This is a genomic window from Methylococcus sp. S1M (assembly GCF_051295855.1).
Lineage (GTDB): Bacteria > Pseudomonadota > Gammaproteobacteria > Methylococcales > Methylococcaceae > Methylococcus > Methylococcus capsulatus.
In genome coordinates this window covers 85,238-110,572 of the sequence record NZ_JBPDXO010000001.1, presented here as the reverse complement: position 1 = coordinate 110,572, position 25,335 = coordinate 85,238, and the positions used below count along the sequence as shown (strand labels likewise).

Annotated in this window: 18 protein-coding genes, 1 tRNA gene, 3 pseudogenes and 1 other annotated feature; of the genes and pseudogenes, 10 read left to right on the top strand and 12 right to left on the bottom strand. The window is 62.1% G+C overall.

All coding sequences use genetic code 11. The features are described 5' to 3' along the window. Positions 1 to 200: 200 nt before the first annotated feature. Entirely contained in the window at positions 201 to 1,652 is a 1,452-nt protein-coding gene (nhaD, locus tag ACSHWJ_RS00480) for a sodium:proton antiporter NhaD (protein ID WP_432539137.1), read from the bottom strand. A gap of 83 nt (positions 1,653 to 1,735) precedes the next feature. Continuing rightward, the gene (locus ACSHWJ_RS00475; protein WP_432539136.1) at positions 1,736 to 3,103 is read right to left on the bottom strand and encodes a porin; all 1,368 of its coding nucleotides are present in this window, start codon (positions 3,101 to 3,103) and stop codon (positions 1,736 to 1,738) included. A gap of 124 nt (positions 3,104 to 3,227) precedes the next feature. On the opposite strand from ACSHWJ_RS00475, the pseudogene ACSHWJ_RS00470 reads away from it, so the two are divergent. After that, positions 3,228 to 4,079, top strand: a pseudogene (locus ACSHWJ_RS00470) (IS3 family transposase); the annotation flags it as partial. Continuing rightward, positions 3,398 to 3,514 (top strand) — a sequence feature (AL1L pseudoknot). It overlaps the preceding pseudogene by 117 nt. Positions 4,080 to 4,281: 202 nt before the next feature. On the opposite strand, the gene groL reads toward ACSHWJ_RS00470, so the two are convergent. Both groL and groES read right to left on the bottom strand, forming a co-directional pair. Continuing rightward, positions 4,282 to 5,910: a chaperonin GroEL gene (gene groL / locus ACSHWJ_RS00465; protein WP_010960960.1), complete on the bottom strand. Its 1,629-nt coding sequence runs from the start codon at positions 5,908 to 5,910 to the stop codon at positions 4,282 to 4,284. 43 nt (positions 5,911 to 5,953) lie between these two features. Next, a complete protein-coding gene (groES, locus tag ACSHWJ_RS00460) occupies positions 5,954 to 6,244 on the bottom strand; it encodes a co-chaperone GroES (RefSeq protein WP_010960961.1) in 291 nt (96 codons plus the stop codon). 184 nt (positions 6,245 to 6,428) lie between these two features. Between groES and ACSHWJ_RS00455 the strand changes: the two are divergent. Beyond that, positions 6,429 to 6,767: pseudogene (locus tag ACSHWJ_RS00455) on the top strand (transposase); the annotation flags it as partial. Positions 6,768 to 7,128: 361 nt separating this feature from the next. Further along, positions 7,129 to 7,323 (top strand): annotated as a pseudogene (locus tag ACSHWJ_RS00450) (transposase); the annotation flags it as partial. Between the two features lie 212 nt (positions 7,324 to 7,535). Here ACSHWJ_RS00450 and ACSHWJ_RS00445 read toward each other — a convergent pair. Both ACSHWJ_RS00445 and ACSHWJ_RS00440 read right to left on the bottom strand, forming a co-directional pair. Continuing rightward, a tRNA-Lys gene (locus ACSHWJ_RS00445) sits at positions 7,536 to 7,611 on the bottom strand. A gap of 14 nt (positions 7,612 to 7,625) precedes the next feature. Then, positions 7,626 to 8,045, bottom strand: a complete 420-nt coding sequence (locus ACSHWJ_RS00440) for an integrase core domain-containing protein (RefSeq protein WP_218797825.1) — start codon at positions 8,043 to 8,045, stop codon at positions 7,626 to 7,628. Between the two features lie 119 nt (positions 8,046 to 8,164). On the opposite strand from ACSHWJ_RS00440, the gene ACSHWJ_RS00435 reads away from it, so the two are divergent. Both ACSHWJ_RS00435 and mtaB read left to right on the top strand, forming a co-directional pair. Continuing rightward, positions 8,165 to 8,959 (top strand): hypothetical protein, encoded by a 795-nt coding sequence (locus tag ACSHWJ_RS00435; RefSeq protein WP_432539135.1) that lies wholly within the window; start codon positions 8,165 to 8,167, stop codon positions 8,957 to 8,959. A 27-nt stretch (positions 8,960 to 8,986) separates the two neighbouring features. Beyond that, entirely contained in the window at positions 8,987 to 10,297 is a 1,311-nt protein-coding gene (mtaB, locus tag ACSHWJ_RS00430; protein ID WP_432539134.1) for a tRNA (N(6)-L-threonylcarbamoyladenosine(37)-C(2))-methylthiotransferase MtaB, read from the top strand. Here mtaB and cysZ read toward each other — a convergent pair. The 6 genes from cysZ to ACSHWJ_RS00400 are packed head-to-tail and all read right to left on the bottom strand — an operon-like array spanning position 10,251 to position 17,022. Beyond that, positions 10,251 to 11,012, bottom strand: coding sequence for a sulfate transporter CysZ (gene cysZ / locus ACSHWJ_RS00425; protein ID WP_432539133.1), 762 nt, complete (start codon positions 11,010 to 11,012; stop codon positions 10,251 to 10,253). The genes mtaB and cysZ overlap by 47 nt on opposite strands. A gap of 33 nt (positions 11,013 to 11,045) precedes the next feature. Beyond that, positions 11,046 to 12,428 (bottom strand): sigma 54-interacting transcriptional regulator, encoded by a 1,383-nt coding sequence (locus ACSHWJ_RS00420; protein WP_010960967.1) that lies wholly within the window; start codon positions 12,426 to 12,428, stop codon positions 11,046 to 11,048. A 19-nt stretch (positions 12,429 to 12,447) separates the two neighbouring features. Further along, positions 12,448 to 13,017, bottom strand: a complete 570-nt coding sequence (locus ACSHWJ_RS00415; RefSeq protein WP_010960968.1) for a hypothetical protein — start codon at positions 13,015 to 13,017, stop codon at positions 12,448 to 12,450. Beyond that, a complete protein-coding gene (locus ACSHWJ_RS00410; protein ID WP_333687276.1) occupies positions 13,010 to 14,563 on the bottom strand; it encodes a sensor histidine kinase in 1,554 nt (517 codons plus the stop codon). Before ACSHWJ_RS00410 ends, ACSHWJ_RS00415 begins: the two co-directional genes overlap by 8 nt. A gap of 27 nt (positions 14,564 to 14,590) precedes the next feature. Beyond that, a complete protein-coding gene (locus tag ACSHWJ_RS00405) occupies positions 14,591 to 15,460 on the bottom strand; it encodes a ribose-phosphate pyrophosphokinase (protein ID WP_010960970.1) in 870 nt (289 codons plus the stop codon). Positions 15,461 to 15,471: 11 nt separating this feature from the next. After that, positions 15,472 to 17,022 carry a thymidine phosphorylase family protein gene (locus tag ACSHWJ_RS00400; protein ID WP_218797828.1) on the bottom strand — a complete coding sequence of 517 codons (1,551 nt, stop codon included), beginning with the start codon at positions 17,020 to 17,022 and terminating at the stop codon, positions 15,472 to 15,474. A 437-nt stretch (positions 17,023 to 17,459) separates the two neighbouring features. Between ACSHWJ_RS00400 and ACSHWJ_RS00395 the strand changes: the two genes are divergently transcribed. The 5 genes from ACSHWJ_RS00395 to ACSHWJ_RS00375 all read left to right on the top strand — a co-directional run bounded on the left by ACSHWJ_RS00395 (position 17,460) and on the right by ACSHWJ_RS00375 (position 25,331). Beyond that, a complete protein-coding gene (locus ACSHWJ_RS00395) occupies positions 17,460 to 18,092 on the top strand; it encodes a DUF2076 domain-containing protein (RefSeq protein ID WP_017365194.1) in 633 nt (210 codons plus the stop codon). Positions 18,093 to 18,845: 753 nt separating this feature from the next. After that, the gene (locus tag ACSHWJ_RS00390; RefSeq protein ID WP_017365195.1) at positions 18,846 to 19,496 is read left to right on the top strand and encodes a hypothetical protein; all 651 of its coding nucleotides are present in this window, start codon (positions 18,846 to 18,848) and stop codon (positions 19,494 to 19,496) included. 226 nt (positions 19,497 to 19,722) lie between these two features. Beyond that, positions 19,723 to 20,850 (top strand): efflux RND transporter periplasmic adaptor subunit, encoded by a 1,128-nt coding sequence (locus ACSHWJ_RS00385; RefSeq protein WP_256996464.1) that lies wholly within the window; start codon positions 19,723 to 19,725, stop codon positions 20,848 to 20,850. A 24-nt stretch (positions 20,851 to 20,874) separates the two neighbouring features. Continuing rightward, a complete protein-coding gene (locus ACSHWJ_RS00380; RefSeq protein WP_017365197.1) occupies positions 20,875 to 24,024 on the top strand; it encodes an efflux RND transporter permease subunit in 3,150 nt (1,049 codons plus the stop codon). After that, a complete protein-coding gene (locus ACSHWJ_RS00375) occupies positions 24,021 to 25,331 on the top strand; it encodes a TolC family protein (protein WP_218797831.1) in 1,311 nt (436 codons plus the stop codon). The genes ACSHWJ_RS00380 and ACSHWJ_RS00375 overlap by 4 nt, the downstream gene beginning before the upstream one ends. The last annotated feature ends 4 nt before the right edge of the window (positions 25,332 to 25,335 follow it).

The following is a 25,335-nucleotide window of genomic DNA, read 5'->3' as shown; positions in this document are numbered from 1 at the left end:
CCGGCTCACAGGCGCTGACGCGGTTTCCAGGGTCGGAAAATGTCCACAGAATCTGTGGATAAGGATGTGGGCTCACCGGGCAATCAGGATTCATCAGATTGATATACAAGGACATTTCTACAACGTTCAGAGCTTTTCCAGGATCGCACGCAAAAAGTGCCAAACGCCATCCACGGCGCCTGCCAAAGAAGCCTGGACTGTCAGAAGTATTGCGAGTTGACGATGAAATGGACCCCGATGGCCGCAAAATAACCAAGGAGAATCACAGGGCACCATTTCAGATGGCTGCTGAAGCTGTATCGTCCCCCGGTCATCCCGAGCAAAGCGATGCCCGGTGCCGACCCGATGGCCAGGAGACTGCCCCCCACCCCCAAGGTCAGGGTCACGAGCAGCCACTGTCCTTCGGGCAGTTCGGGGCGCATGCTCAGAACGGCGAACATCAGCGTGCCGTTGTCGACGAACGCGGAGGAGAGCCCGATCAGCACGTTTGCGAGCGTGGCACTGTGCTGGCCATACAGCCAGGCCGAGACGGCATCCAGATAGCCGATGAAGCCGAGCCCGCCGATGCCCGTCATCGCACCATAAAAGAACAGGAGCGTGTCCCATTCCAGCCGCCCCACCTTTTCGAAGATATCGAAACGCTGCGTTTCGAGAATGCCGTCCGGCATATCGGGCTCGGGTGGGGACGGCTTGGCATCCCGGGCACTCGAAGCGATGCGATTTTCGGTCTTGCGAAGATAAAACGTGAAGAACTGCAACAGCGACAGCCCGGCCATCATCCCCGCGGCCGGCGGCAGGCGAAGATACATATCGGAGAACACCGCCAACCCGATGGTGACCCCGAACAGGACGATCACCCGCACGGCTCCGCGCCGCATCGCGATACTCTCCGCTTCCACCCGCGGCGTGTCGTGAGGCACCGCGAAATGCATCGCAAGCGCGGGCACCAGAAAATTCACCAGACAGGGAACGAACAAGGTGAAGAACTGGGTGAACTCCAGCATCCCCTTCTGCCAGACGAACAGGGTGGAAATGCCGCCCAAGGGGCTGAACGAACCGCCGGCATTGGTGGCCACCACGACGTTGATGCAGGCCAGCGAAACGAAACGGGGACTGTTCCTTCCCACCGCGACCACGACCACGCCCATGAGCAACCCGGCCGTCAGACCATTGACCACGCTGGAGATGAAAAACACCAGGGTTCCGGTGACCCAGAACAATGCCTTGTAGCCCAGCCGCAGCCTCACCAACGCGAGCCGCAAGGCGTCGAAGACACCCATGTCCTCCATGGCGTTCAGATAGGTCATGGACACCATGATGAACAGCAGCAGTTCGATATAGGCGAGGAGATTCGAGGTGAACGCCGTCACCGCCGCAGCGACCTGCCCGTGCTGCCGGTAGACGAGGGAAATGGCGAACCAGACGAGAGCGGCACCGAGGAGCATGGGTTTGGATTTCCGCAGATGCGTGACTTCCTCCAGCATGGCTGCGGCGTAGGCCGACACCATCACGACCAGCGAGAAATACCCTGCCCAGTGGTGAGTCAGATCCAAAGGCACCGGCGATGTCTCCGCATCGCCCAAGGCGGCCGATGGAAGCCCGACAAGCAGTCCCAGCAACGGCAAGGCCAATTTCTTCGCCAGCGGATTCATTGGATGTCCTATTTCAAAAACGGCGCAGTGTAAGGGAAATGTCCTGGAACAACGGCGCTCCGTCGCCGACGGGGCTGTCGGCGTCAGAAAGTCACGGTCACGTCGGCGGAAAACAGGAATTGGTCCGAGCGCTTCCCTGCATCGAAAATCTTGATGGCGTCCGACCAGTCGTAGCGGGCATTGGGACGCAGGATGACCCAGTTCAGGGGCTTCCAGTTCAAACCCACCGTCAGCGCGTAATACCCGCTGCCCTGGAACGGATAGACGGTGGAGAAATCCGGGTTGCAGGCATAGGGCCGGGCCTCCCCGGCGCCGTTGACGTTCATGCTACCGCTGCAGCGCGGCGGTCCGGACACCCGGAAGCCATTGTTGTCGCGCCACCATTCGGCCCTGAGTCCTACTGACCAATGCTCCTCCAACGCATAGGTCAGCCACTGGGCGATGCCGTACCACTGGGCGTTCTCGAGCTTTCCGCCGTTGCGGGTGTAATTGGTGGTCTGCACCTGATCCGCGAAACCGTGGGTATGTTCGATGACGTAATGGAGCCTGTCGTCCAGAAAACTCGTCTTACCCACCAGGCTGTATATCGCCCAGAGGTCACCGAACCGTTCGGAACGCCCTCCTGCCATTGCCGTCAGACTGAGCGAATCGCTCTTGTCATCGCTGGTCCAGACGCCGCCCCCAAGGAAATCCCAGTTTCCCAGCTGCTCATCCCAGGTGCCGTCGCCGCCGCCGGTGGCGCTGCCGGTGACCGCGCCGGCCGACACAGCCCAATTGGCGTCGATCGCATAACGGGACAGAATGCCGGTATGGGTGAAAGGATTGAACTGAAAGGTATAAGGTCGGGTGATGAAAAAGTTGTCCGGCGCCGTCACCATTTCGTACCCCAGCGGAGTATAGAAATGGCCGGCCTTGACGACGATGCCGTTGCCCATCGGCAGATTGAATTCGGCATAGGCCTGGGGCAGAGCGATGCCGTAGAAGCGGTCCGACCAGCTCGATAGATGCAGGTCCCAATGCCCGCGGTTCAGTGGCCGACCCGTTCTCGGGTCGACGTAGGGGATGCCGTAGGCCTGGGTGAAAATCGTGTCGGTACCGTACATGAAGTCGAAACGGCCGCCGACGTCCCACTCGTTGGGACCGCCCGCGATGGCCCGCTCCAGATACAGATAGAACTGGTTCATCTGAGGTTCGCCGGCACGGTCGTTGAAAGAAACCGGGCCGTTGAAATTGTCCGCCGGCCTGCTCGCATTGTATGTCACGCTGGCGTTCACCCATCCTCCCAGGCGGATGCCCAACCGCTGGAATCCCGTGCGTTGATCGATCCCGGCGCCGAGATAATCGAGCAGGCCCGAGGTGGTATCCGTGGCGGATGCCTGGAAACCGGTCGAGAACAGGCCCGTAAGGAGAGCGTAAGCCCACGCAAAGCGAACCAGCCTCGCCAGTGCCATGAACATTCGTCATCCGAAGAAAAAAACGAGGGCAGTTTATCTGCGCGGAGATAAAAAGTACGTAAAAAGATTCCGGCACGGACAAACTCCCTGCCTTGACCGTTCCCTCTCAGAAAACTGAACCGCCCAGAAGATCGGCGGTACGGCGGAGACGCCGCGGCGCTGGATACGGCAGTCCGCGAACGACAACGGAGAACGCGAGAGAACGACGCTCAGCGAGCATGAGCGGATCAAGGCGTTGGAATGGGAGGTGCGGGAACTGCGCCAGGCCAACGAGATCCTGCGCAAGGCATCGGCGTATGTTGCCCAGGCGGAGTTCGAAAGCCCGTTCAAGCGATGAAGGCGTTCATCGACCAGCACCGCGAAGTCTATGGAGTCGTGCCGATCTGCAAGGTGCTGCCGATCGCTCCATCGACGGACTGGCGGAATGCGGCCCGTCAGGCCGATCCCAGCAGAGGTCGGCCCGCTCCCGGCGCGACGAGTGCCGATGCGGGTAAATCCGACGGGTCTGGGCGGAGAATTTCCAGGTCTACGGCGCGGACAAGGTCTGGCAGAATCGCGGCGCGAAGGTCTCCCGCTCGGTCCGGGCCGACTTCGGACTGGATGCCCTGGCACAGGCGCTGCGTGCGCGCAAGCCGTTCGGCCCCGGCAGCCTGGTCCCTCAGGCGATAGGGAAAACCAGTACCCGTCGATCCGGCACACCGAGCGCCCGGTCGAGGCTGGCCTCGAACCCGGGGGGCGGCGTGGGAGGGGTCGCATGACACCATCTTTGCCGAAACCCTCAACGGGCTGTACAAGGCCGAGGTGATCCATCGGCAAGCCTGGAAGAACCGGGAGGCGGTGGACTGGGTTACCCAGACCTTGGGTGGACGGGTTCAACCATCGCAGGCTGCTGGAGCCCATCGGCTACCTCCCGCCCGCCGAGGCCGAAGCCGCCCATTACCGTAGCCTTCCCGGGTCCGCCATGGCTCCGTGACTCTCATCCGGAAAACACGGGGCGGTTCACTTTTCGCCAGGCACCGTAGGACTCGCATGGACGGATCACCGATCGATCCATAAGCGAACCCCCGGTTCCGTGCCATGAGGGCTCCAGAACCGGGGGCCGATTCGGGAATGGGCATTCCCGCTTCTTTGCGGCTTTTGGAATTCGGGAGAATTCCAAAAGAGGAACTCCTTGATTACATCATGTCATCCATGCCGCCGCCGGCCGGCATGCCGCCTTTTTCCTTCTTGGGCATTTCTGCGACCATCGCTTCAGTGGTCAACATGAGACCCGCGACGGAAGCCGCGTTCTGCAGGGCGGAACGGGTGACCTTGGTGGGATCCAGGATACCCATCTCGATCATGTCGCCGTATTCGGCGGTGCCGGCATTGTAGCCGAAGGTCCCGGTGCCTTCCTGGACTTTCGCGAGTACGACTGATGGCTCCTCGCCGGCATTGGCTACGATCTGGCGCAACGGCTCTTCGATCGCCCGGCGCAGGATGGCGATTCCCACCGTCTGATCGTGGTTTTTGCCTTCCAACGTCTTCAGCGCCTGCTGGGCCCGGATCAGCGCCACGCCGCCGCCCGGTACGATGCCTTCTTCGACGGCCGCACGGGTGGCATGCAGCGCGTCTTCGACGCGCGCCTTCTTCTCCTTCATCTCGACCTCGGTGGCCGCCCCTACCTTGATGACGGCCACGCCGCCGGCCAGCTTGGCCACACGTTCCTGGAGTTTCTCGCGATCATAGTCGGAGGTGGTGTCCTCGATCTGCTTGCGGATCTGCTCGACCCGGGCCTTGATGGCATCCGCGGAACCCGCGCCGTCGACGATGGTCGTGGTTTCCTTGTTGATCTGGATTTTCTTCGCCTGGCCCAGGTCGGTGAGTTCGACCTTCTCCAGACTCAGACCCAGCTCCTCGGAAATCACCTGACCGCCGGTCAGGATGGCGATGTCTTCCAGCATGGCCTTGCGGCGGTCGCCGAAACCGGGCGCTTTGACCGCACAGACCTTGAGGATGCCGCGCATGTTGTTGACCACCAGGGTGGCCAATGCCTCACCGTCCACGTCTTCGGCGATGATTAACAACGAACGGCCGGCCTTGGCGGTTTTCTCCAGTACCGGCAGCAGGTCGCGGATGCTGGAGATCTTCTTGTCGTGCAGGAGGACGTAAGGATTCTCGAGTTCCACGCCCATGGTGTCCTGCTTGTTGATGAAGTACGGGGACAGGTAGCCGCGGTCGAACTGCATACCTTCGACGACGTCGAGCTCGTTCTGCAGACCAGAGCCCTCCTCAACCGTGATCACGCCTTCCTTGCCGACCGTGTCCATGGCCTGGGCGATGATCTGGCCGATGCTTTCATCGGAGTTCGCGGAGATGGTGCCAACCTGGGCGATGGCCTTGCTATCGGTGCAGGGCTTGGACAGCTTCTTCAATTCCTCCACCACGACGCCGACGGCCTGGTCGATGCCGCGCTTGATGTCCATCGGATTGGCGCCGGCTGCGACCGATTTCAGGCCCTCCCGCACGATGGCCTGGGCCAGCACGGTGGCGGTGGTGGTGCCATCACCGGCCACATCGGAAGTCTTCGAGGCAACTTCCTTCACCATTTGCGCGCCCATGTTTTCGAACTTGTCCTTCAGCTCGATTTCCTTGGCGACGGACACGCCGTCCTTGGTCACGACCGGAGCGCCGAAGCTTTTTTCCAGAACGACGTTACGTCCCTTCGGCCCCAGGGTCTGCTTCACCGCGTCGGCGAGGATGTTCACGCCGGCCAGCATGCGGTGACGGGCGTCGTCCGAAAAACGTACTTCTTTTGCTGCCATCAGTTCATTCCTCCAGTGTTCACTTCAAAAGCTTGGTCAAAGATCAGGATTCGATAACACCCATGATGTCGTCTTCGCGGAGCATCAGGTACTCCGTACCGTCGATTTTGATCTCGGTGCCGGAATACTTGCCGAACAGTACCGTATCGCCTGCCTTCACAGCCAAGGGGCGCACCTGACCATTGTCCAGCACTTTGCCGGTGCCGACGGCGACGATCTCGCCCTTGATCGGCTTCTCCTTTGCAGTATCGGGAATCACGATGCCCCCCGGGGAGGTCTTCTCTTCTTCCCGGCGGATAACCACAACACGGTCATGCAAGGGACGGATTTTCATGATGACTTGGAACTCCTTTAACTATGTTGCTTCAAGGAATGGTGCGAAATGCACGGAATTCAGCGATTAGCACTCTCAGGCGGGTGCTGCCGACGATATAGAGACACGGAACCTGATTTCAAGGCCCATGACTGACCGGCCTTCTGTATGCCTCCCATAAAGGAATCTCCGAACGCGGAACCCCATGAAACAGACCACCTTCGCCTCCTTGGCCTTTGACCGGAAGAAGAAGCAGACCCGGCGCGAGAAGTTCCTGGCCGAGATGGAGCAGGCGGTCCCGTGACCGGAACTGCTGGCGGTGATCGAACCGCATTACCCGAAAGCGGGTCGGCGCGGTCGTCAACCGTACCCGTTGGCGACGATGCTCAGGCTTTACTTCCTCCAACAAGGGTATGCCTTGTCCGACCCGGGCCTGGAAGATGCCCTGTACGAGATCGAATCGATGCGGCGTTTTGTGGGTCTGGAGTCGGCCGATGACGCGCTGCCGGATGAAACCACGCTCCTGAATTTCCGGCGCCTCGTCGCCGGTCGCCCATCCGCCTACGAATGCCCTGCAACGACCGCGAACCCATCATGGTCGAAGACAAAGGCGATTACGTGTGGAGGGAATCAACCGATGACCCCGCGCCGTGTTCTGAATAAGGCCGAATCCGCCGCCTGCCTGGGTCTGAGCACCGAAGCATTCGACAAAAAACGTCAACGTCAAACCGCCCCCTTCAAAAATATCCGCGCCATCCTCTACGACATGCGCGACCTCGACGACTGGCCGGACCGACTCAAATGCCGGGAACGACAGGAATCTTGACCCGCTCCGAGCCAGCCGTACCAGGGAAAACGAGAGAAGTCCGTCAACCCCGGAGAATGACGGACATGAAGAAGAGCAAATCATTGGCTTCCAGCGGCAGGCCGAGGCCGGCATGGCCATCCCCGAGCTGTGCCGCAGCGGCGGCTTCAGTCAGGCCACGTTTTGCAAATGGCGCACCAAGTACGGCGGCATCCCGGTCTCCGAAGCCCGGCGCCTGCGCGAGCTGAAGAGCGAGAACGCCAAGCTCGAGCGCCTGCTGGCCGAGGCGCACCTTGGGTAAAACGCTAGCCCCACAGGCGCGGCGTGCCTGCCGCCTTGTGGAAGAAAACGGAGTAGGCTTTGAAGTGAGGCAAGCGCTCATGGGCTACACCAGCGTCACCCACATCTACCGCCCAGTCAACGTCCGCCGGATGCTGGACGCGCTCTGGCTGCTATGCCGCAATGAAGAAGGAGAAGAATGAAAAGTCGTGCGACTTTTCAAGAAAGTGGTGGGCCGTATTGGATTCGAACCAATGACCACTGCATTAAAAGTGCAATGCTCTACCGACTGAGCTAACGGCCCCAGGAAGACGGCCATTATAAAGAAGGCATGGGTAATGAAGCAAGTCGATGTAGGCCTCCCTCACCTCTGGCACCCGGGGTGATGTGGGAGGAGGAATCGGAGAGGGGGTGCTGGCCGAAGCGATGGTGAGGTCGTTTGGTGCTGTCGAAGACGAGCCAATCGGCCAGTTTCTGGTTGAAGAGGCCAAAGCCGGTAAATAGCGGGTCTTCGTGGTAATCCACGAAGGATTCTTGCAGGGTGCGGTTGAAGCGTTCGATGTGGGCAGTGATCTTGGGCGGCTTGGGGTAGGAATACCGGCGTCCGATACCGTGGGCCTCGAGGGTTTGAGCAAGACCAGCCTCGAACTCGGAGCCGTCGTCCGAGAGGAGCCGGGCTGGGCGCTCCTTGCCTCCTTGGACTTGCCCGGTTTGGGATGGCGCTACGCCCTTTGCCATCGAGACGGCGGGAACGCCAGCGCATTTGTCTGGGGCGCACTGGACGGGGCCGCGCTTATGCAGTCGAGCGGCACACACGCCCCGCCTTCACATTGACCGACTTCGCTCGGCGACGGACAATGGTTCCCCCGCTCGGCTTCGATTTCCGCATCATGCGACTCCTCCTGCGTTGTCTGCTTCTGGCCACGATGCTCACGCTGTTCGGATGCGTCTGGCTGCGGCTGCTGGAAGTCAAGAATCAGCTCGAGGATTTCGACGATCATTTCAAGGTGGTCTCGACCGATCATTTTCTGCTCGAATTCCTCCACCCGGTCCTTTACGCCGACGATTTTCGCGAGCTGACGCGGATGGAGCCAACCCGGATCGAAACACTGCCCAAAGGCAGCCGCTGGCATGTGTTGTTCGAAAAGATCGATATGAATGGCAAACGGGATCCCGACCAGCGGGATCTCGAGTTTGTGCTCGGCTTCAACGCGAAGTCGCGGCTGGAGGTCTGGGATTTTCCACCTCCTTTCCTCGCCGCCGCGCCTCCGCAGTTTCTTGAAGCTTCATTACGGTCGCTGGGCAAGGGAGAAATCTTCCAGGATCAGCGCCAGCTCAAGGTCGATCCGAAAGACCTGCCGCAAATCGGCGCGGAACTTCCCAACCAGGCCCGTGTAAAAGAAGGCCTGGGACAGCCGGCGCTGGAACTGGACCATGAAGACGGTCGGCTCTGGGTGTACCGCTACCGGGTCAATACCCCTCATATGGAAGATGACGATGGAAGCCGGCGCATTGCGGTGGCCAGACTCTGGTTCGATCCGGCCACCCAGACCTTGCGGAAATTCGCCGGAAAATTCATCGGCCTCAAGCTGTCCATCGATTACCGCAAATTTTTGTCCGCCAAACACGCCGCCCACACCGACGACCAGTGAGCGGCGATTCTGCAACATCCCTTCACCATGCGAATCAATCTTCAAAGTCTGGGCTGCCGCCTGAACGAGGCGGAACTGGAAAGTTGGGCCCGGGAATTCCAGGCCGCCGGCCACCGTCTCGTCAGTGAAACAGGCGATGCCGACCTCATCGTCCTGAATTCCTGTGCCGTGACCGCCGAAGCAGTACGCAAGTCGAGACAGATGATACGACGCACCCAGCGGCTAAGCCCCCGCGCACGCCTCGTGCTCAGCGGCTGCTACGCCACGCTGCATGGTGACGAAGCGGCAGCGCTCGGCGTCGATCTGGTAGTCAGCAACGCAGACAAATCACGCCTGGTTGAAATCGCCGCACGGGAACTCGCACTGGAAGCCATGCCGGAATTTTCCACCGAGCCCGGCGAGACCGCCCTGTTCGCTCTGGGTCGGCAGCGCGCGTTCGTCAAGGTGCAGGACGGCTGCCGTTACCGCTGCACGTTCTGCATCGTCACCGTGGCGCGGGGCGAAGAGCGCAGCCGCCCGCCCGCGGAAGTCATCCGGGAAATCCGGCGGTTGCAGGCAGAAGGCGTTCAGGAGGTAGTGCTGACGGGCGTGCATCTCGGCGGCTACGGCAGCGACCTTGGGCTGCCGCTGGATGCGTTGATCCGCTCCATTCTGCAGGAAACGGAGATTCCGCGCCTGCGGCTGGGCTCTCTGGAACCCTGGGATCTGCCTCCGGGCTTTTTCGACCTGTTCGAGAACCCCCGTTTCATGCCGCATTTGCACCTGCCGCTGCAGAGCGGCAGTGACACAGTGCTCAAACGCATGGCGCGGCGCTGCAAGTCGGAAGAATTCGCTCGATTGGCGGACCACGCCCGGCGTCAGGTGCCCGACATCAACATCACGACCGACATCATCGTCGGTTTTCCAGGAGAAACCGAACGGGAATGGGAGGAAAGCCTGCAGTTCATCGAAACCATCGGTTTCGGCGACATCCACGTCTTCACCTATTCCGTCCGCGAGGGCACGAAAGCGGCGGCAATGGGAGGGCACGTCCCTGCCGAAATCAAGAAGGAACGCAGCCGGGTCCTGCACGAACTGGCTCTGGGTCAAAAACGGGCGCTGCTAGGTCGGTTCGTCGGCAGGGAAATGCCCGTGCTCTGGGAAAACCGGAGGGACGGCGCCGATCGCGGCTACACGCCGAACTATCTCCGCGTCGCCATACAGACTCCGGAAACCGGGCTGACCAACCGCATCACGCCGGTCCGCCTCGTGAAGGTGGATGCCTCCGGCGAATTCCTCTGGTGCGGACCGGTTACTCTTCCACCGGCAGCTCCAGCAGATACAAGGTGGCGCCGATGACCGCCGCCGGCGCGGCGAGCACGTTGAGGAGAGGGATCGTCTGAGCCAGCAAGACCGTCCCACCGAACGTCGCTGCCCCGAGTCGGAACCGCCCCAGCAGGCTCCGCTGGTGGTCGAAATCGTAGCCGCGTGCTTCCAGCGGATAAGCCGTGTATTCCAGTGCCATGAACCAGGCATTGAAGATCATCCATAGCACCGGCGCGACGAGGTTGACGACCGGAACCAGGAACAGGGCCGCCAGCGGCACGATGCGTAGCCCCAGGTAGGCCAGGCGCCGGAACTCGCTCCTCAGGGCCGACCACATGCCGACCTCGCCCGCCAACCCAGCTGGCCGGATCCGGCGACCCGTCGCCAGTTCCGCCGTGCGTTCGGCCAGGACGCCATAGAACGGCGAGCCGATGATGTTGGCCAGCACCGAGAAGGTGAAATACATCAACGTGAAGAAACCGACGGCGAACACGGGCCACAGCAGCCAACGCAGGAAATCCAGCCATCCCGGCAGCATCCAGTTCAGGAACGCGGAAAAATAGCGGATCCCCAGCCACAGCCCCAGGCCGTAGAGGACCAGATTGACGGCCAGCGGAATCCAGACGTAGCGCCGGATACCGGGCTTGGCCAACCAGGTCAAGCCGGTGATCAGGCAGCGGAAGGCCGTCATAGGCGAATTCAAACGGCGGAAGTCGATCGCCGTCACCTGCGAAATGGGATTGCTCATGAGGAAATCGTGAGAAACCGACTGTAGAGCATATCACGAAGGCGGCTGCGCATCGCCGGCGGCATCTCCGCCTCCCTTGAACATCGCCGGATTCATGCCATGCCGGCTCAAGAGCCGGTAAAACTCGGTACGGTTGCGCTTAGCCAGACGGGCGGCCTGGGTCACGTTCCCTCGGGTCATCTGCAATAGGCGGATGAGGTAGTTGAGTTCGAACTGGTCCCTGGCTTCCTGCAACGAAGGGAAAGACGACGGCGCCTCCCGCAAAGCACGTTGCACCAGGGTCACGGGGATCAGTGGCGTGGTCGACAGCGCCACGCACTGCTCCACCACGTTGCGCAGTTGCCGGACGTTGCCGGGCCACTGAAAATTCACCAGCGCCTCCATCGCCTCCGGAGAGAAGCCCTTGACCTGGTCGCCGTACGAACTCACCAGCTCCCGAAGAAAATGCATGGCCAGCAAGGGAATGTCCTCGGGACGCTTGACCAGGGGCGGCAACAGCAGGGTCACGACGTTGAGGCGGTAATACAGATCCTCGCGGAAGTTCCCCTCCGCCATCGCCTGTTCAAGGTCGACATGGGTGGCCGAGATCACCCGGACGTCGACCGGCTCGTCATGGGTCGCTCCGACGGGACGCACCTTCATCTCCTGAAGGGCGCGCAACAGTTTCACCTGGAAGGATCGTGGCATGTCACCGACTTCATCCAGGAACAGCGTGCCACCGTCGGCCGCTTTGAACAGGCCCTGGTGGTCCCGCGTCGCCCCGGTGAACGCCCCCTTGCGGTAACCGAACAGCTCGGACTCGAGCAGATTTTCCGGGATGGCGCTGCAATTGACCGCCACGAACGGCCCCTTGGCACGAGGACTGAGGTCGTGAATGGCCCGAGCCAGCAGTTCCTTGCCGGTACCGCTTTCACCACCGATGAACACGCTGGCCCGGTTCTGGGCCACACGCTGGGCCTGCCCCAGGACCTCTTCCATCAAAGGGCTCTGGGTGACGATCCGGGCGCGCCACTCCTCCTTGTCGGGAATGACGGTCGTGTTTCCGTTGATGCGGATCGCTTCGGAGATGTGCTCAATCAGTTCGTTCTTGTCCACCGGCTTGGTGACGAATCCGAATACGCCCCGCCGGGTCGCCGCGACTGCGTCGTTGATGGTACCGTGTGCCGTCATGATGATCACTGGCAAGGTGGGATGGCGTTCGTTCAAGGCGTCGAACAATGCCATGCCGTCCATACCGTCCATCCTCAGATCGGTGACGACGACATGGGGCCGGAATACCACCACCTGCGACAGTGCCGACTGGCCGTTCGCCGCTTTCGCCACATCGAACCCCGCCGCCGTCAGGCGCAGCCCGATCAGACGCAACAGGTCGGGATCGTCGTCCACCAGCAACACTCGCTTGCGCGCTTCACTCATCGTTTGAAAAACCCAGTCACTATAATTTCTGCTCAATCGATTTGAGCGTGTTCAATTTATTGCGCAGCTGTTCGACTTCGCTTTCCAGGCTCTGGATCTTGCTGTCCTTGGCCCGGACATCCTTGCGCACCTTGTGCTTTCCGCTCTGTGCTTCCTTGAGCTGTCGATCCAGCTCGGCCTTTTCGGCCGCTTCCCTCTGCGACCGCGACACCAGCTCGCTCAGGTAGGCCAGCCAAGCGCGTACCCGCAGGTCCTCGATCTCGCTGATCACCACCTTGATGTTCCCAAGCGTCACCGAGGCGTCGCCGCACCCCGTCGTCACCATCTGCGCCAGCAATAGGTGTAACCGGTATCCCATGCGGGGACTGGATGCCTGCATACGGTCGACCTGCTGACACTCCGGCAGACGCTCGGCCGGAGCCATCCTGGCGAGGTCTTCGCCGTAGCGGACCAGCGCGTCCAGATCCGTCGCCGCGTAATCGCGGGGAGCTGGCGCAACCGGCTGCTCCGGAGGTTTGGCCGGCCGCCACAGCTGGCATCCCGCGACCAGCCCCGCAAGCAGAGCAAGCAATACATGTGCCTTAGACATCGGCGGGTTCTCCTTGCCGAGGAAATGAAATTCGCACGCGCAACCGCGGCGTCGATTCTTCACACCAGGGGATTCTGACCCGAACCAGGGTGCCGTTGCCGGTCGGCGGATCCAGCAGTTCGACGCTGCCATGGTGGCTCATGACGCACTCGCGGACGATGGCCAGACCGAGCCCCGTACCCGGAATACCCAGTTCGCGTCCCTTGCTGCCCTGGAAGAAAGGCTCGAACACCTGCTGCCGTTCTTCCGGCGCAATTCCCGGCCCTTCGTCGCCGACCTCGAGTTCCATGTAGTGATCCAGGGCGCCGAGCCGCAGTGAAATCAGGCCACCGGCCGGAGAATACTTGACGGCATTGGACAGGAGATTGTCGATCACGGTACGGAGCTGTTCACGGTTACCTTCTATTTCGATCTTCGCCAGGTGGACATCGAGCCGGAGATCTTTCGCCCGCAGACGCAACTGATACTCGTCCAGCACCTCGCCCACCAGCGCGTGCATGTCCACTGGTTCACGCCGGAGCGCGGCCGGGTCGGCATTGGCCTGACTGAAGTTGATCAGCGCCGTGATCAAGCGCTCGAGCCGCTGGGTATTGCTGACCAGTATCTGGGTGATTTCCTTCTGCTCGGGGTTGAGCTCGCCCACCACTTCATCCGCCAGCAGCCCCGTGCCCTCGTGGATGGTCGCGAGTGGTGTCTTGACCTCGTGCGAGACGTGGCGCATGAACTGCTGCTTGGCCTCCTCCAGCGCATTCAGCCGGCTTCTGAGCCATTCCAGGCGCTCGCCCAGGAAAGTCAGGTCGGACGGGCCGGTGACGCTGACCGGCTGCTGGTAATCGCCGCTCCCCAACTGACGGATCGCGGATTCCAGTTGCCGGATCGGGCGGGTGATGAGGACGGTGAACAGGGCGACGAGGCAGGCCGCGCCGGGGACCAGCACCGCCGACCTCACGAGGATGCGGTCCTGGACCGATTTGGAATGCCCGTCGAGCCGCGCCACCTCCTGGTCGATCAGCACGGTATAGGCCTGCGACAAGGTCCTGGCTTTCCTCCCCAGGGACTGGAACAAGCCGTCGAACTTTTCCAGTCCTGCCGAAGGACCCTGCGAACCACGGCGCGGCACCGTCCCTTGCGTTTTCGCCTTGCGGCTTTCCTGTGCCTCCATCACACTTTGGTAGGCGGCCGCTTCCTCCGAGCCGAACTGATCGAGCTGGGCAGTCAGCGACTCATCTTCGGTGCGGACCCGCAAGTCCAGCACGATGTCCTGCACCTGTTCATGCATGGCTTCGAAGGCGCTGCGCATGTCCGCATCGTCGAACACCAGGAGCTGCTTCCCTTTTCGTTCCAGATCGCTCAAACGCTCCATGAGCATGAAGCTTTTCTGGCTGAGCTGCGCGACGGAATAGACGGTTTTTCGGGACTGCGCGGCGAGATCATCCACGGCACCGACGGTCGAACCGATGGCGACCAACAGCGGCAAAGCCGCCAGCACGAAGCCGCCGAGCACCAGTTTGCTGACCGACAGCGAAGGAAAACGGAATTTGTACAACGAAAGATTCCTGCTGCTTAGGGCCGCTCAAAACGCGCATTTTCGCACCGCATCGGCCAGCAGAGGTGCGAGACACATCCGGTTGGTGGGATGGCTGATGCTGTCGGTCGAGGCTATCGCACCGACGCCCGCCTGTTTGAGGCGGCTCCAGGCATCACCGGTAAACAGCGCATGAGTCACGATCACATCGATTCGGGCGACGCCGGCTCGGGCGAGCAGCCTCGCCGTCTCCGCCAAGGTCGTTCCAGTGCTCGCGATATCGTCCACCAGCACCACGCCCTTGAACGCTCCGGCCTCCTGCGGGAGGGAGATGCCGACCTCTCTGTCTCCCAAACGTCGCTTCGAGGCGACGGCGCAAGGCAGACCTGCCTGCGCGGCAATCGCCTCCACCCATTGCCTGGACTCTTGATCCGGTCCCAATAATAGCCACTCTTTGCGATCCGTCGCCAGATAGCGACTGACGAGCGTCGCCGACGACACACTCAGGACCCGTTTCAGCGGTACCGCCTGCTCCAGACGGTCGATCCTGTGCAAATGGGGGTCGACGGTGATGAGCGCATCGAAATAACGTGCCAACAGATTTCCGACGACCTTCTGGGAGACCGCCTCACCGGCCTGAAATGCGATGTCCTGGCGCATGTAGCAAAGATAGGGCGCCACCAGAACCAACCGGTCGCAGCCTTGCCCGCGCAAGGTCTCGGCGGCCAACACCAGTTCCACCAGTTTGTCGTTGGGGCGATCCAGGCTGCGATGCACGACACCCGTCCCCCGCACGTCGGGAGGAACCCTTACGCGACTTTCACCGTCCGGGAACCGGTGGACCTCAATTGCGCGCCACGGACAACCCAAGGCCCCGGCAAGCTCTTGGGACTGAGTCAGGGTTTCGTCGAAGCCCATGACGACCACGATCAGAACTCCATGTGAGTCTTGGTCAGGAAAGCGGCATCTCCGATGTTGTAACCGCTTCTCGTGCGCGTGAACTCCCGGGCGAATTCGAAATTGGCAGGGAATTCCGCGTAGACCCGGTAGAGCGGCTGCCCCTCCTCTACCGTATCGCCCAGCTTGTTCAACAGATCCACGCCTGCCCCTCGGCTCATCGGTGCGCCGGCGAGGCGGGCCGTCTGCGCCAAGAAAAAATTGTCGATCCCGACCACCACGCCGGCCCGCTCCGCCCGCACCTCGAAGACCAGCCTGCCGGGCTCCAGGCGCCGCTCCTGCCGGCCCTGGGCATCGATGATCCGGTGCATCTTGGCGAGCGCCCGGCCCGATTCCAGGATGTCTCGAGCGATCGAATAGCCGAAGCCGCCCCGGACGTCGGGATCGAACTCGAGGATGCGACCGGCCAGGCGCAAGGATTTTTCGCGCAGATCGACCGGCGCTTCCGGATCGTTCTCCAGCACCTGCATGACGTCCCGCACCTCCAGCACCGGACCGATGCCGCGGCCGACCGGCTGGGCACCGTCGGTGATCACGGCTTCCAGATGCAGGCCGACGCGGTCACCGACGTATTCGAACAGTTTCCTGAGCCTCATGGCATCGCGCATCTGCCGCACCTTGGCGGTAGGGCCGACCGGAATGTCCAACAGCAGATGGGTGGCGCCGGCCGCCAACTTCTTCGACAGAATAGAAGCGACCATCTGGCCTTGAGAATCGATGCCGAGGGGACGTTCGACCGAGATGAGCATATCGTCGACCGGAGCCAGGCGAGTGGTGCCGCCCCACGCCAGACAACCCCGTTCCATCCGCACCAGCCGGTCGAGTGATTCCGGCGCCAGATCGGTGCGCGCGAGCACTTCCATGGTGTCCGCCGTCCCGGCAGGCGAAGTGATGGCGCGGCTGGAGGTCTTGGGGATCAGCATCCCGTGCGCCGCCACGATGGGCACGATCAACAACGACGTCCGGTTGCCCGGAATACCGCCGATGCAGTGTTTATCGGCCACCAGCGGCTCATTCCAGCTCAATCTCACCCCGGTTTCCAGCATCGCACGCGTCAGCGACAGCACTTCGTCACGATCCAACCCGTTCTGGCCGGTCGCCACCAGGAACGCGGCCATCTCCATCTTGGAATAGCGCCCTTTGGCAATGTCGCTGGTAATGGCCTGATAATCGCCGTAATCCAGCCGTTCCCCGCCGATCTTGCGCCGGACGCCGTCCATGGATAGTGGAGGCTCGGCCTGCGCCACGTTCACGAGCTGGCCCGCGGGTTCGCCGAAACGCTGGAATGCCTGCTCCGACAGGCCCAGCTCGTCCGGGGCCACGATGCAGACATCGTCCACCACGTTCAGCACCGCCTCGATCTGCTTGCCGTTGCAGCCCACCCGGATCTTGGCGAGCGCCTGAAAGCCCTCCGCCCGATACACCGAACATTCGCGGTGCAGGTACGCCACGTTTTCCCGGTACGTATCGATCGCCACCGGCCGGAGCTTCAGGCGAGTCTTGATCGACTCTTCGTCGGACATCGGTTGGCAATCCTTCCTCGCATCGAAAATCCCCGGCTCTCGCCGGAACCCAGTTTGCCCCTACGATAGCATGCCTTTCGAGCACCACGATCCTTTTCGCCGGCCCTCGTTCCTTCCTCTCCCGGCGCTGTGCTCGCGGCGAATGCGATGGCACCGGCTGCCCCTGCCTGGCTCATCCGAAGTCCTGAGCGTGCGCGCCGCTAAACTCCGTTCCGGCAACCCGCACCATTTTCCGGCGTCGAATACACGAATCACTACTGATTCCTAAGTGACATTTCACAGAAACGTCCAATTGGACGCGGATGCCGCCGACCGGCCGCGATCCTGGCGCTCATCCGCCGGGGAATGGTCATCGCCGCCACCCCGTTGAAATCATCGGGATCCATCCCGAAAATGGGCGATGTTGGGACTCATGCCCGCCATCGAACCATCACCCCATGAACACTGAAGAACGCCAAGCACTCGAACGTTTTCTGTCACGGCTGACAGAGATCAAAGGCATCGAGAAAAACCCGGAAGCCGACCGGTTGATCCAGGACGCCGTGGCACGACAGCCTGATGCCGCCTATCTGCTGATCCAGCGCAACCTGTTGCTGGAGAAGGCATTGGAAAACGCCAAGGCCCGCATCGAAGAGCTCCAGCGCCAGCCTTCCCCGGTCAGTCGCAGCAACGGCAGCTTTCTGGGCGGTGATCCCTGGGCGCAGGCCTCGGCACCGGCCGGCCGCACCTGGGACGCCACCCCTGCGGGCTACCGCCAACCCGCGCCGCCGCCCTCGGCGGCTCCCGGCTTCCTGAGCAACATGGCCTCGACCGCCGCCGGCGTGGTTGCGGGCTCGTTCCTGTTCCAGGGCATCGAGAACCTCATCCATGGGGGGCAGCACGATCCCTGGGGCGCGTCAGCCGGCGGTCACCTCACGGAAAATACCACCATCAACAACTACTACGGTTCGGATCAGGCTCCCACCGGAGAAGATCAAGACGGCTGGTCCGATCTGGACGACTCGTTCCTCGACACCGGATACGACTTTTCGGGTGACGATCTCGGAGGAAGCGACGATAACTGGATCTGACGACCCGGGTCCCCTCCGGTCATGGGACGACGGGGTCGCCAGCGCCGTTGCGGAACGCCGGTTTCTGCGCGCGGGGCTTCTTCAGGGAAAGCGACCCGCGGTCGGGAGATCCTCCTGAACGGCACGAAACACCGCGGCGAGCGGGAAGGTTCGGCCAAAATCGGGAATCCGCCGCCGGGCCTTGCGATGCAATGAGGCCGCCCGCTGCCGCGGTTCCTGCGACACGGTCTCGACCCGGCGGCGCTTGGCCGGCTGACGGCCCGCAGCGAATGCGCCGGCGAGAACGAGCCGGCCGATCGGGCGCGGGCCGTCGTAGGCGAACCTGGCGAGGGGGAGGATCGCGTCGTTGCAATCGAAACCGCCCGGAGGCAGCCGCTCCCGAAAGAGGTCGGCTTGGGTCCCGGATCGGAACGTTCGGATCTCGCCGCGCTTCGGCAGGCGTGCCTCCCACCGCTCCGCCCCGACCTATGCCAGACCGTGGCCGATCGGCATCGACCCGCCGGTCGAGGTCGAGAGGCGATCCGGTTCTTTCCGCCGAAAACCGGGCTCGATCAGGAGGGGTGAACGGGGAAGTACCCGTCATCCCGTGGATGGCATCGGCCTGGATCAAAGGACACACGGTTTCAGGCTCTTGAAACGCTAGGTTTGGCTTCCGTTCAACGGCGTGGCGTGCCAGAATGCCACCGGCGCTCGTCCGGTCGTGGTGCGCATGACCGGTCCGGCCGCCTCCACTCAACAACCGGGAGCTTCCGAGTGAAAAGATCGATTCTTTCATCGGCGAGGAACGGACTAGCGGCGGCCTGTGCGCTGATTGCGTCCGCCGGAGTCGCTCATGCGCAGTCCGCCTGTTATACCGACAGCCTGTTTCCGGACGAGCGCTTCGTGATCGACGCAGAAACCCAGGGTGTGCTGGTCAGCTCATGGTACGACCTGGCCGCACTGCTGTTCGGCGGCAAGCAAACCGCTTACAGCGTCCACGGTAAATATGTCTACGCCTATCAGGAAGAAGGCGATCCCTGGGTCGTGCACATGGCAGCCGCGACCGGCACGATCGACATCGGCACCCGCTATTTCGGCAAGAACGTCAATCCCGGCGCCGTGCATACCCAGACCGGGGCCCGCCTCGGTCTGACGGTACACATCGTCGAAGGGACGGGTGGCGAGGCTCTGTTCCTGCCCGTTACGCTGGACTGCAGAAGCACCGAAACCAGCGTCCTTCCCAGCGAGTGGAGCTGCGAGAGTTACAACGCCTGGGGAGATTACTTTGGCGTCAGCACCCTGACCAGGGTGCCCTATCAGGCTGACGACGAACGCTGCAACCTGTTCGAAGTCGTCCCCCCTACCATGCCCACTGTTTCCCTGAGTCAGGGCGGTCACCACAAGAGTCGCGCATTCAGACAGTAGTCCGACACACGGGGCCGGCTTTCGCGGCCGGTCCGCTCTTTATTCACGGCTCGGCAAGATGTGCCCCCACCCGTCCCAGTGCAATAAGACATCGGCCTCGAGGGGAACCTGCACTCCCCCCGGGCCCGGATACCTCAAATTCTCTTTCCATTCGATCGTTTTCCTTCTCCTCGTGTCGGCGGCCGGCTGCTCGGATCACACCGGCTCCCACAAGAACGCCGCGGGCATGCCAAACGTAGCGGCAGTCACACCGGTGGTGCGGACGGACCTGGTGAGCACGCTCAATATCGCTTCTGAATTCGAGCCGTATCAGCAGGTCGACGTCCATGCCAAGGTGGCGGGCTACGTGAAGAGAATCGACGTAGACATCGGCGATGCGGTCAAGGAAGGGCAGGTTCTCGCCGTCCTCGAGGTTCCTGAACTCGAGGAAGATCTGGCGCGTGCGCATGCCGCCGTTTTGCGGGCCCGAGAGCGTATCCGGCTGGTCAGCAGCAACATCCGCCGCGCCGAAGCGATAGCCCGTCAGGCAGCGCTGACCTATCAGCGCATGTATTCGGTCAACCAGACCACCCCCAACCTGGTGGCCCAGCAGGAGGTCGACCTCGCCCAGTCCCAGGCTGATGCCACGGCGGCGGAACTTTCGTCCCGCCAAGCCGCCGCCCTGGTGGCCGAACAGGAACTCGCAGAAGCCCAGGCCGAGGAACTCAAGGCCAGGACGCTGGCTGACTATGCGACGATCCGGGCACCCTTCGCGGGCATCGTCACCAAGCGTTATGCCGATACCGGCGCCATGGTGCCACAGGGTATCCAGTCCAGCCAGCAGGCCATGCCGGTGGTCCGGATCACTCAGGTCGATCCGCTCAGGCTTTCCTTCCCCGTCCCCGAATCCTTGGTTCCGCTGGTTCACCCGGACACTCCGGTGACCGTCCACGTTCCTTCCCTGAACCGCACTTTCGAAGGAAAAATTTGGCGCTTCACGGGGAAAGCCTCCGATGTCACCCGCACCATGGAAACCCAACTCCTGGTCCCCAATCCACGCTTTGAACTCAAGCCCGGCATGCTGGCCTCCGTGGAGTTCGTGCTGGCGCGGCGCGACCGGTCTCTAGCGATACCGGTCGAAGCCGTGGATGAAGACGGAAAGGAATCGACGGTACTGGTGGTCGGTCCGGACGGCAAAGTGGAAGAGCGCAAGCCGAAGCTCGGCATCAGATCGCCGGACCGCTACGAAGTGATCTCGGGCCTCGAGGAAAACGAGCTGGTCATCGTCGCTGGACGTTCCGCCTTCCTCCCCGGACAGACGGTCCAGACGAGAACGGTGTCGTTCGACGACCCGCCCGCCGAGGGCGGGCATTAGACGGCCACGGAAGCTAGCTGCGAGATGCCCCGGTTCGCGCTCCGTTTCCCCTATTTCATCATCGTCGGCGGGTTGATGGCCGGAGTACTGGGCATTTCGGCCCTGCTGCGCATGCCCGTCGACCTGTTCCCCGCCATCAACATTCCGGTGGTCATGGTCGCCACCTTCTACTCCGGCATGCCGCCAAAGCAGATCGAAACGGCGATCACCGCACCGTTCGAGCGCATGTTCACCCTCGCCAGCGACGTCGATCACATCGAATCGCGGTCCCTGCCCGGCGTCAGTCTGATCAAAGTCCATTTCCATCCGGGCTCCAATCCGGACTCGGCGCTGACCGGCATCTCCAATCTGGCGATGGCGACACTCCGCCGCCTGCCACAAGGTACCCTCCCGCCGGTGATCCTGAAATCGGACGCGTCCAGCATGCCGGTGTGCCTGGTGACCTTCAAAGGCCAGGGTCTGGCCGAAAAGGACCTGCTCGATATCGCCCGTTTCAACGTGCGCAACCAGATGGCCAGCGTACCCGGCGCCTCGGTACCGTTGCCGTTCGGCGGCAAGATGCGGCAGATCCAGGTTTACGTGGACCCCATGAAGATGCAGGCCTATGACTTGAGCATCGACGACGTGGTGAACGCGGTCAACGACGCCAACCTGATCCTCCCTGCCGGCTTCTCCCGCATCGGCGATCTGACGTACAACATCTATACCAACAGCCAGGTCGCCACGATGCGGGAACTGGACCAGGTACCGTTGCGCACCGTAGGCCAGGGGGCGGTGATGGTAGGCGACGTCGGCCGGGCCAAGGACGACACCATGATCCAGACCAACATCGTACGCATCGACGGCCAGCGTTCGGTCTACGTGCCGGTGCTCAAGCAGGGCGGGAACACCAATACGATCGCCATTGTCGACGGGATCAAGGACATCGTCTCCCGCCTTTTGGATGTACCCAAGACCCTGATGACGGAGGTCATCTTCGACCAGTCCCTGTTCGTCAAAAGCGCCATCGAGAACCTGATGCACGAAGGACTCACGGGCCTGTGCCTGACCGGCCTCATGATCCTGATGTTCCTCGGCAGTCCGCGCGCCACCGGGGCGGTGATGCTGTCTATCCCACTGTCGGCGCTGACCATGTTCTTCGTCATGTTCCTCGGCGGCGGCTCCGTCAATACCATGCTCCTGGGCGGCCTGGCGCTGGCATTCTCGCGCCTGATCGACAACTCGGTAATCGTACTGGAAAACATCTTCCGTCATATGGAAATGGGCAAGCCTGCGGCGAAGGCTGCGGAGCAAGGCGGAATGGAAGTGTCACTCCCGGTGCTCGCCGCCACCCTCACCATGGCCATCGTGTTCTTCCCGGTGAGCTTTCTGCAGGGCGTCAGCAAATTCCTGTTCTCGGCGCTGGGCCTGGCCGTCGTCATGTCGGAATTCGCATCGTACGTCGTGGCCATGACCGTCGTACCGCTGTTCTGCTCCCGGTTCATCACGAACGTCCATGGCAATGGCCAAGACGCCCGATCCTCCCTATTGAGCCGCTTCAATGCCGGGTTCGATGCACGCTTCCAGGCCTTTCTCGACCGGTACCAGGCCCTGCTGGCCCGCGCCCTGCAGCGTCCCCGTGCCACGCTCGCGGGCATCACGGGCCTGTTCGCCGCCAGCCTATTGCTGTTTCCGCTGCTGGGCCTTTCGTTCTTCCCCCGCACCGATCCGGGATTGTTCACCCTCATGATCAAGGCGCCCTCCGGAATGCGGCTGGAGAAGACCGAGGACCAGATCCGCCAGGTCGAGGCACTGATCCGCCGCAACGTCACACCGGAAGATCTCCAGCTCATCCTGTCGAATATCGGCTCGGTGGCCGACCTACCGGCGCTCTACACCACCAATTCGACCGAGGACACCGCCTTCGTCCAGGTCGCTCTCAAGGCCGGCCACAAGACCAGCAGTTTCGAATACATGGACCGGATCGGGGAAGCACTGCGGGAGGAAATGCCCCAGCTGAGCACCTACCTCCAGACCAGCGGTCTGATCGACGCGGTGATGAACCAGGGAATGCCGGCGCCGATCGATGTCCAAGTGGGCACCAACGACCTCGAGACTGCCGATCGTGTGGTCAAGGCCCTGACCGCGGAGATTCGGAAGCTTCCCGGCACCGGCGACGTTTTCACCCCGCAGGACAACCATCTGCCCGCTTTCAATATCGAGGTGGACCGCATCCGCGCCGGTCAGGTCGGCCTCACGGAGAAGAACGTGGTCGACAGCCTGATCTCGGCGCTGACGTCAAACGTCATGATCTCGCCGAACTATTGGATCGATCCCAAATCCGGCAACAATTACTTCCTTTCGGTTCAATATCCGCTGGAACTGATCCGCTCGATCAATGACCTCAGAAACCTGGTGCTGCGCGGCCCCAACGTGCAAGGCCCGACGACCCTGGACAGCGTCGCCCGGATCGAGGAGATGCACACTCCCAACGAAGTTGACCACTACCAGATCCGACGCGTGATGGACATCTACGTCACTCCGCAAGGCGAGGATCTGGGACGGCTGGCTACCGCCATCGAAGACACCGTGGCGGGAATGCAGTTGCCGGAAGGCGTGACGGTGACCTTGCGCGGGGCCGTGCAAAGTATGCGGGCGTCTTTCCACAGTTTCGCCCTCGGCCTGAGCCTGTCGGTCATCCTGGTCTACCTGGTACTGGTTGCCCAGTTCCGTTCGTTCGTGACGCCTTTCATCATCCTCCTGGCGGTACCCACTGGTCTTACTGGGGTCATCCTGATGCTGCTCGTGAGCGGGACTACGCTCAACGTCATGTCTCTGATGGGCGTGCTCATGCTGTGCGGCATGGTGGTCTCCAACAGCATCCTGATCGTGGAATTCACCCACCAATTGCGCGCCGGCGGCATGACGGTCGTCGACGCCGTTTCGCAAGCCTGCCGGACCCGCTTGCGGCCCGTACTGATGACCTCTCTCGCCACCATCATCGGCCTGATTCCCATGGCTTTGAAGCTCGGCACCGGCAGCGAGGCCTATGCCCCGCTGGCGCGCGTCATCATCGGCGGCCTCAGTGCCTCGGTGGTGTTGACGGTATTCATCGTACCCGCCACCTATGTGCTCCTGTTCCGCGATCGGAACGGCGAAAAACCGGCCGATTCGCCGCCAGAGGCTACCACATGAGACCCGGGCTGTATGGTCTGTCCGCCACCTCGGCGCTGCTGCTGGCATGCACGACCGGCCCGGCGGACGCCCTCACCCTGTCACTCCGGGAAGCGCAGGACATCGCCCGCACGAGTCACCCGCGTATCCAGGTTGCCGACCTCCAGGCCCAGGCCTCCCAGGAGGCGGTCGTCCAGGCCAAGGCCGCCTACCTGCCGCATATCACCCAGCAGACCGTGAGTGCGGTTTCGAACAGCTCGAAAAACGCACCGGCGCGTCTGGCCGCGGGTTACGGCCTGGCACCGCCGCCGGTGGCGTCGCGCGCCGCGACCGGCGCCTACCTGAAACAGTTGATCTATGATTTCGGCCGCACTTCCAACCTGATCGCCAGCGCCGAATTGAACGCCAAAGCCAGCGAGGAGAACCGGGCCGCCAACGAAGCGCAGATCATACTATTGGTGACCGCCGCCTATTTTCAGATGGTCCAAGCGCAGGCCGTGCTGAAAGTGGCCGAGGACACTCTCGCGAAACGGGAGCTCAATCTACGGCAGGTCAAGGCGCTGACCACCTCCGGACTCAAATCCGCTCTCGACGTCAGCTTCGCCGAAGTCAACCAGAGCGATGCTCAGTTGCTGCTGCTCAAGGCGCAGAACGATCTGGCCTCGGCCCGCGCCGTGCTTTCCACTGCCATGGGCCGCCGTGACGAAGAAGTTTTCGACGTGCGGGAGGAACCTCTGCCGCCGCCCGTCGGCGAGCTGGAGAGCGCCATCACCGAGGCGCTCTATTTGAGGCCCGATCTGCGCACCCTGCGGCTGCAGTTACAGGCAGCGGAAAAGTTCGCGGAAGCGGAAAAAGCCGCCGCCCGCCCCAAGATCGAGCTGGTGGGCGACATCAATTACATGCCATGGGTCAACATCGAAGCAGGCAAGTATCCGAAATTCAACGTCATCGGCGGCCTCCTCATCGACGTTCCGGTTTTCGAGGGCTTCGCCCTGGAGGCTCGCGAAAACAAGGCGAAAAAGGAATACCAGGCGGCGGCCCATGGCGTCACCGATGCGGAAAACAACGTCCTGCGCGACGTGCGGGTGGCGTGGATGGCGGCGAAAACCGCATTCGAGCGCATGAAGCCGGCACATCAGCAGTTCCTGGAGGCCGACAAATCGTTCCAACTGGCCCAATCGCGCTACCAGATGGGTTTGAGTTCCATTGTCGAACTGACTCAAGCCCAGCTCAACCTCACCCGCGCCGCGATCGATGAAATCGAAGCCCGGGTCGAATACCAGGTACGCTGTGCCGAGCTGGACTATCAGATAGGCAAACTGCGCTGACGGC

Coding starts and splice junctions, on each gene's coding strand:
- ACSHWJ_RS00475 (WP_432539136.1), bottom strand. CDS start 3,103: ATGGCACTGGCGAGGCTGGTTCGCTTTGCGTGGGCTTACGCTCTCCTT.
- ACSHWJ_RS00395 (WP_017365194.1), top strand. CDS start 17,460: ATGAACACTGAAGAACGCCAAGCACTCGAACGTTTTCTGTCACGGCTG.
- ACSHWJ_RS00420 (WP_010960967.1), bottom strand. CDS start 12,428: ATGAGTGAAGCGCGCAAGCGAGTGTTGCTGGTGGACGACGATCCCGAC.
- ACSHWJ_RS00440 (WP_218797825.1), bottom strand. CDS start 8,045: ATGGCAAAGGGCGTAGCGCCATCCCAAACCGGGCAAGTCCAAGGAGGC.
- ACSHWJ_RS00375 (WP_218797831.1), top strand. CDS start 24,021: ATGAGACCCGGGCTGTATGGTCTGTCCGCCACCTCGGCGCTGCTGCTG.
- ACSHWJ_RS00385 (WP_256996464.1), top strand. CDS start 19,723: ATGCCAAACGTAGCGGCAGTCACACCGGTGGTGCGGACGGACCTGGTG.
- ACSHWJ_RS00400 (WP_218797828.1), bottom strand. CDS start 17,022: ATGTCCGACGAAGAGTCGATCAAGACTCGCCTGAAGCTCCGGCCGGTG.
- ACSHWJ_RS00415 (WP_010960968.1), bottom strand. CDS start 13,017: ATGTCTAAGGCACATGTATTGCTTGCTCTGCTTGCGGGGCTGGTCGCG.
- cysZ (WP_432539133.1), bottom strand. CDS start 11,012: ATGAGCAATCCCATTTCGCAGGTGACGGCGATCGACTTCCGCCGTTTG.
- groES (WP_010960961.1), bottom strand. CDS start 6,244: ATGAAAATCCGTCCCTTGCATGACCGTGTTGTGGTTATCCGCCGGGAA.
- ACSHWJ_RS00405 (WP_010960970.1), bottom strand. CDS start 15,460: ATGGGCTTCGACGAAACCCTGACTCAGTCCCAAGAGCTTGCCGGGGCC.
- ACSHWJ_RS00435 (WP_432539135.1), top strand. CDS start 8,165: ATGGTTCCCCCGCTCGGCTTCGATTTCCGCATCATGCGACTCCTCCTG.
- ACSHWJ_RS00380 (WP_017365197.1), top strand. CDS start 20,875: ATGCCCCGGTTCGCGCTCCGTTTCCCCTATTTCATCATCGTCGGCGGG.
- mtaB (WP_432539134.1), top strand. CDS start 8,987: ATGCGAATCAATCTTCAAAGTCTGGGCTGCCGCCTGAACGAGGCGGAA.
- nhaD (WP_432539137.1), bottom strand. CDS start 1,652: ATGAATCCGCTGGCGAAGAAATTGGCCTTGCCGTTGCTGGGACTGCTT.
- groL (WP_010960960.1), bottom strand. CDS start 5,910: ATGGCAGCAAAAGAAGTACGTTTTTCGGACGACGCCCGTCACCGCATG.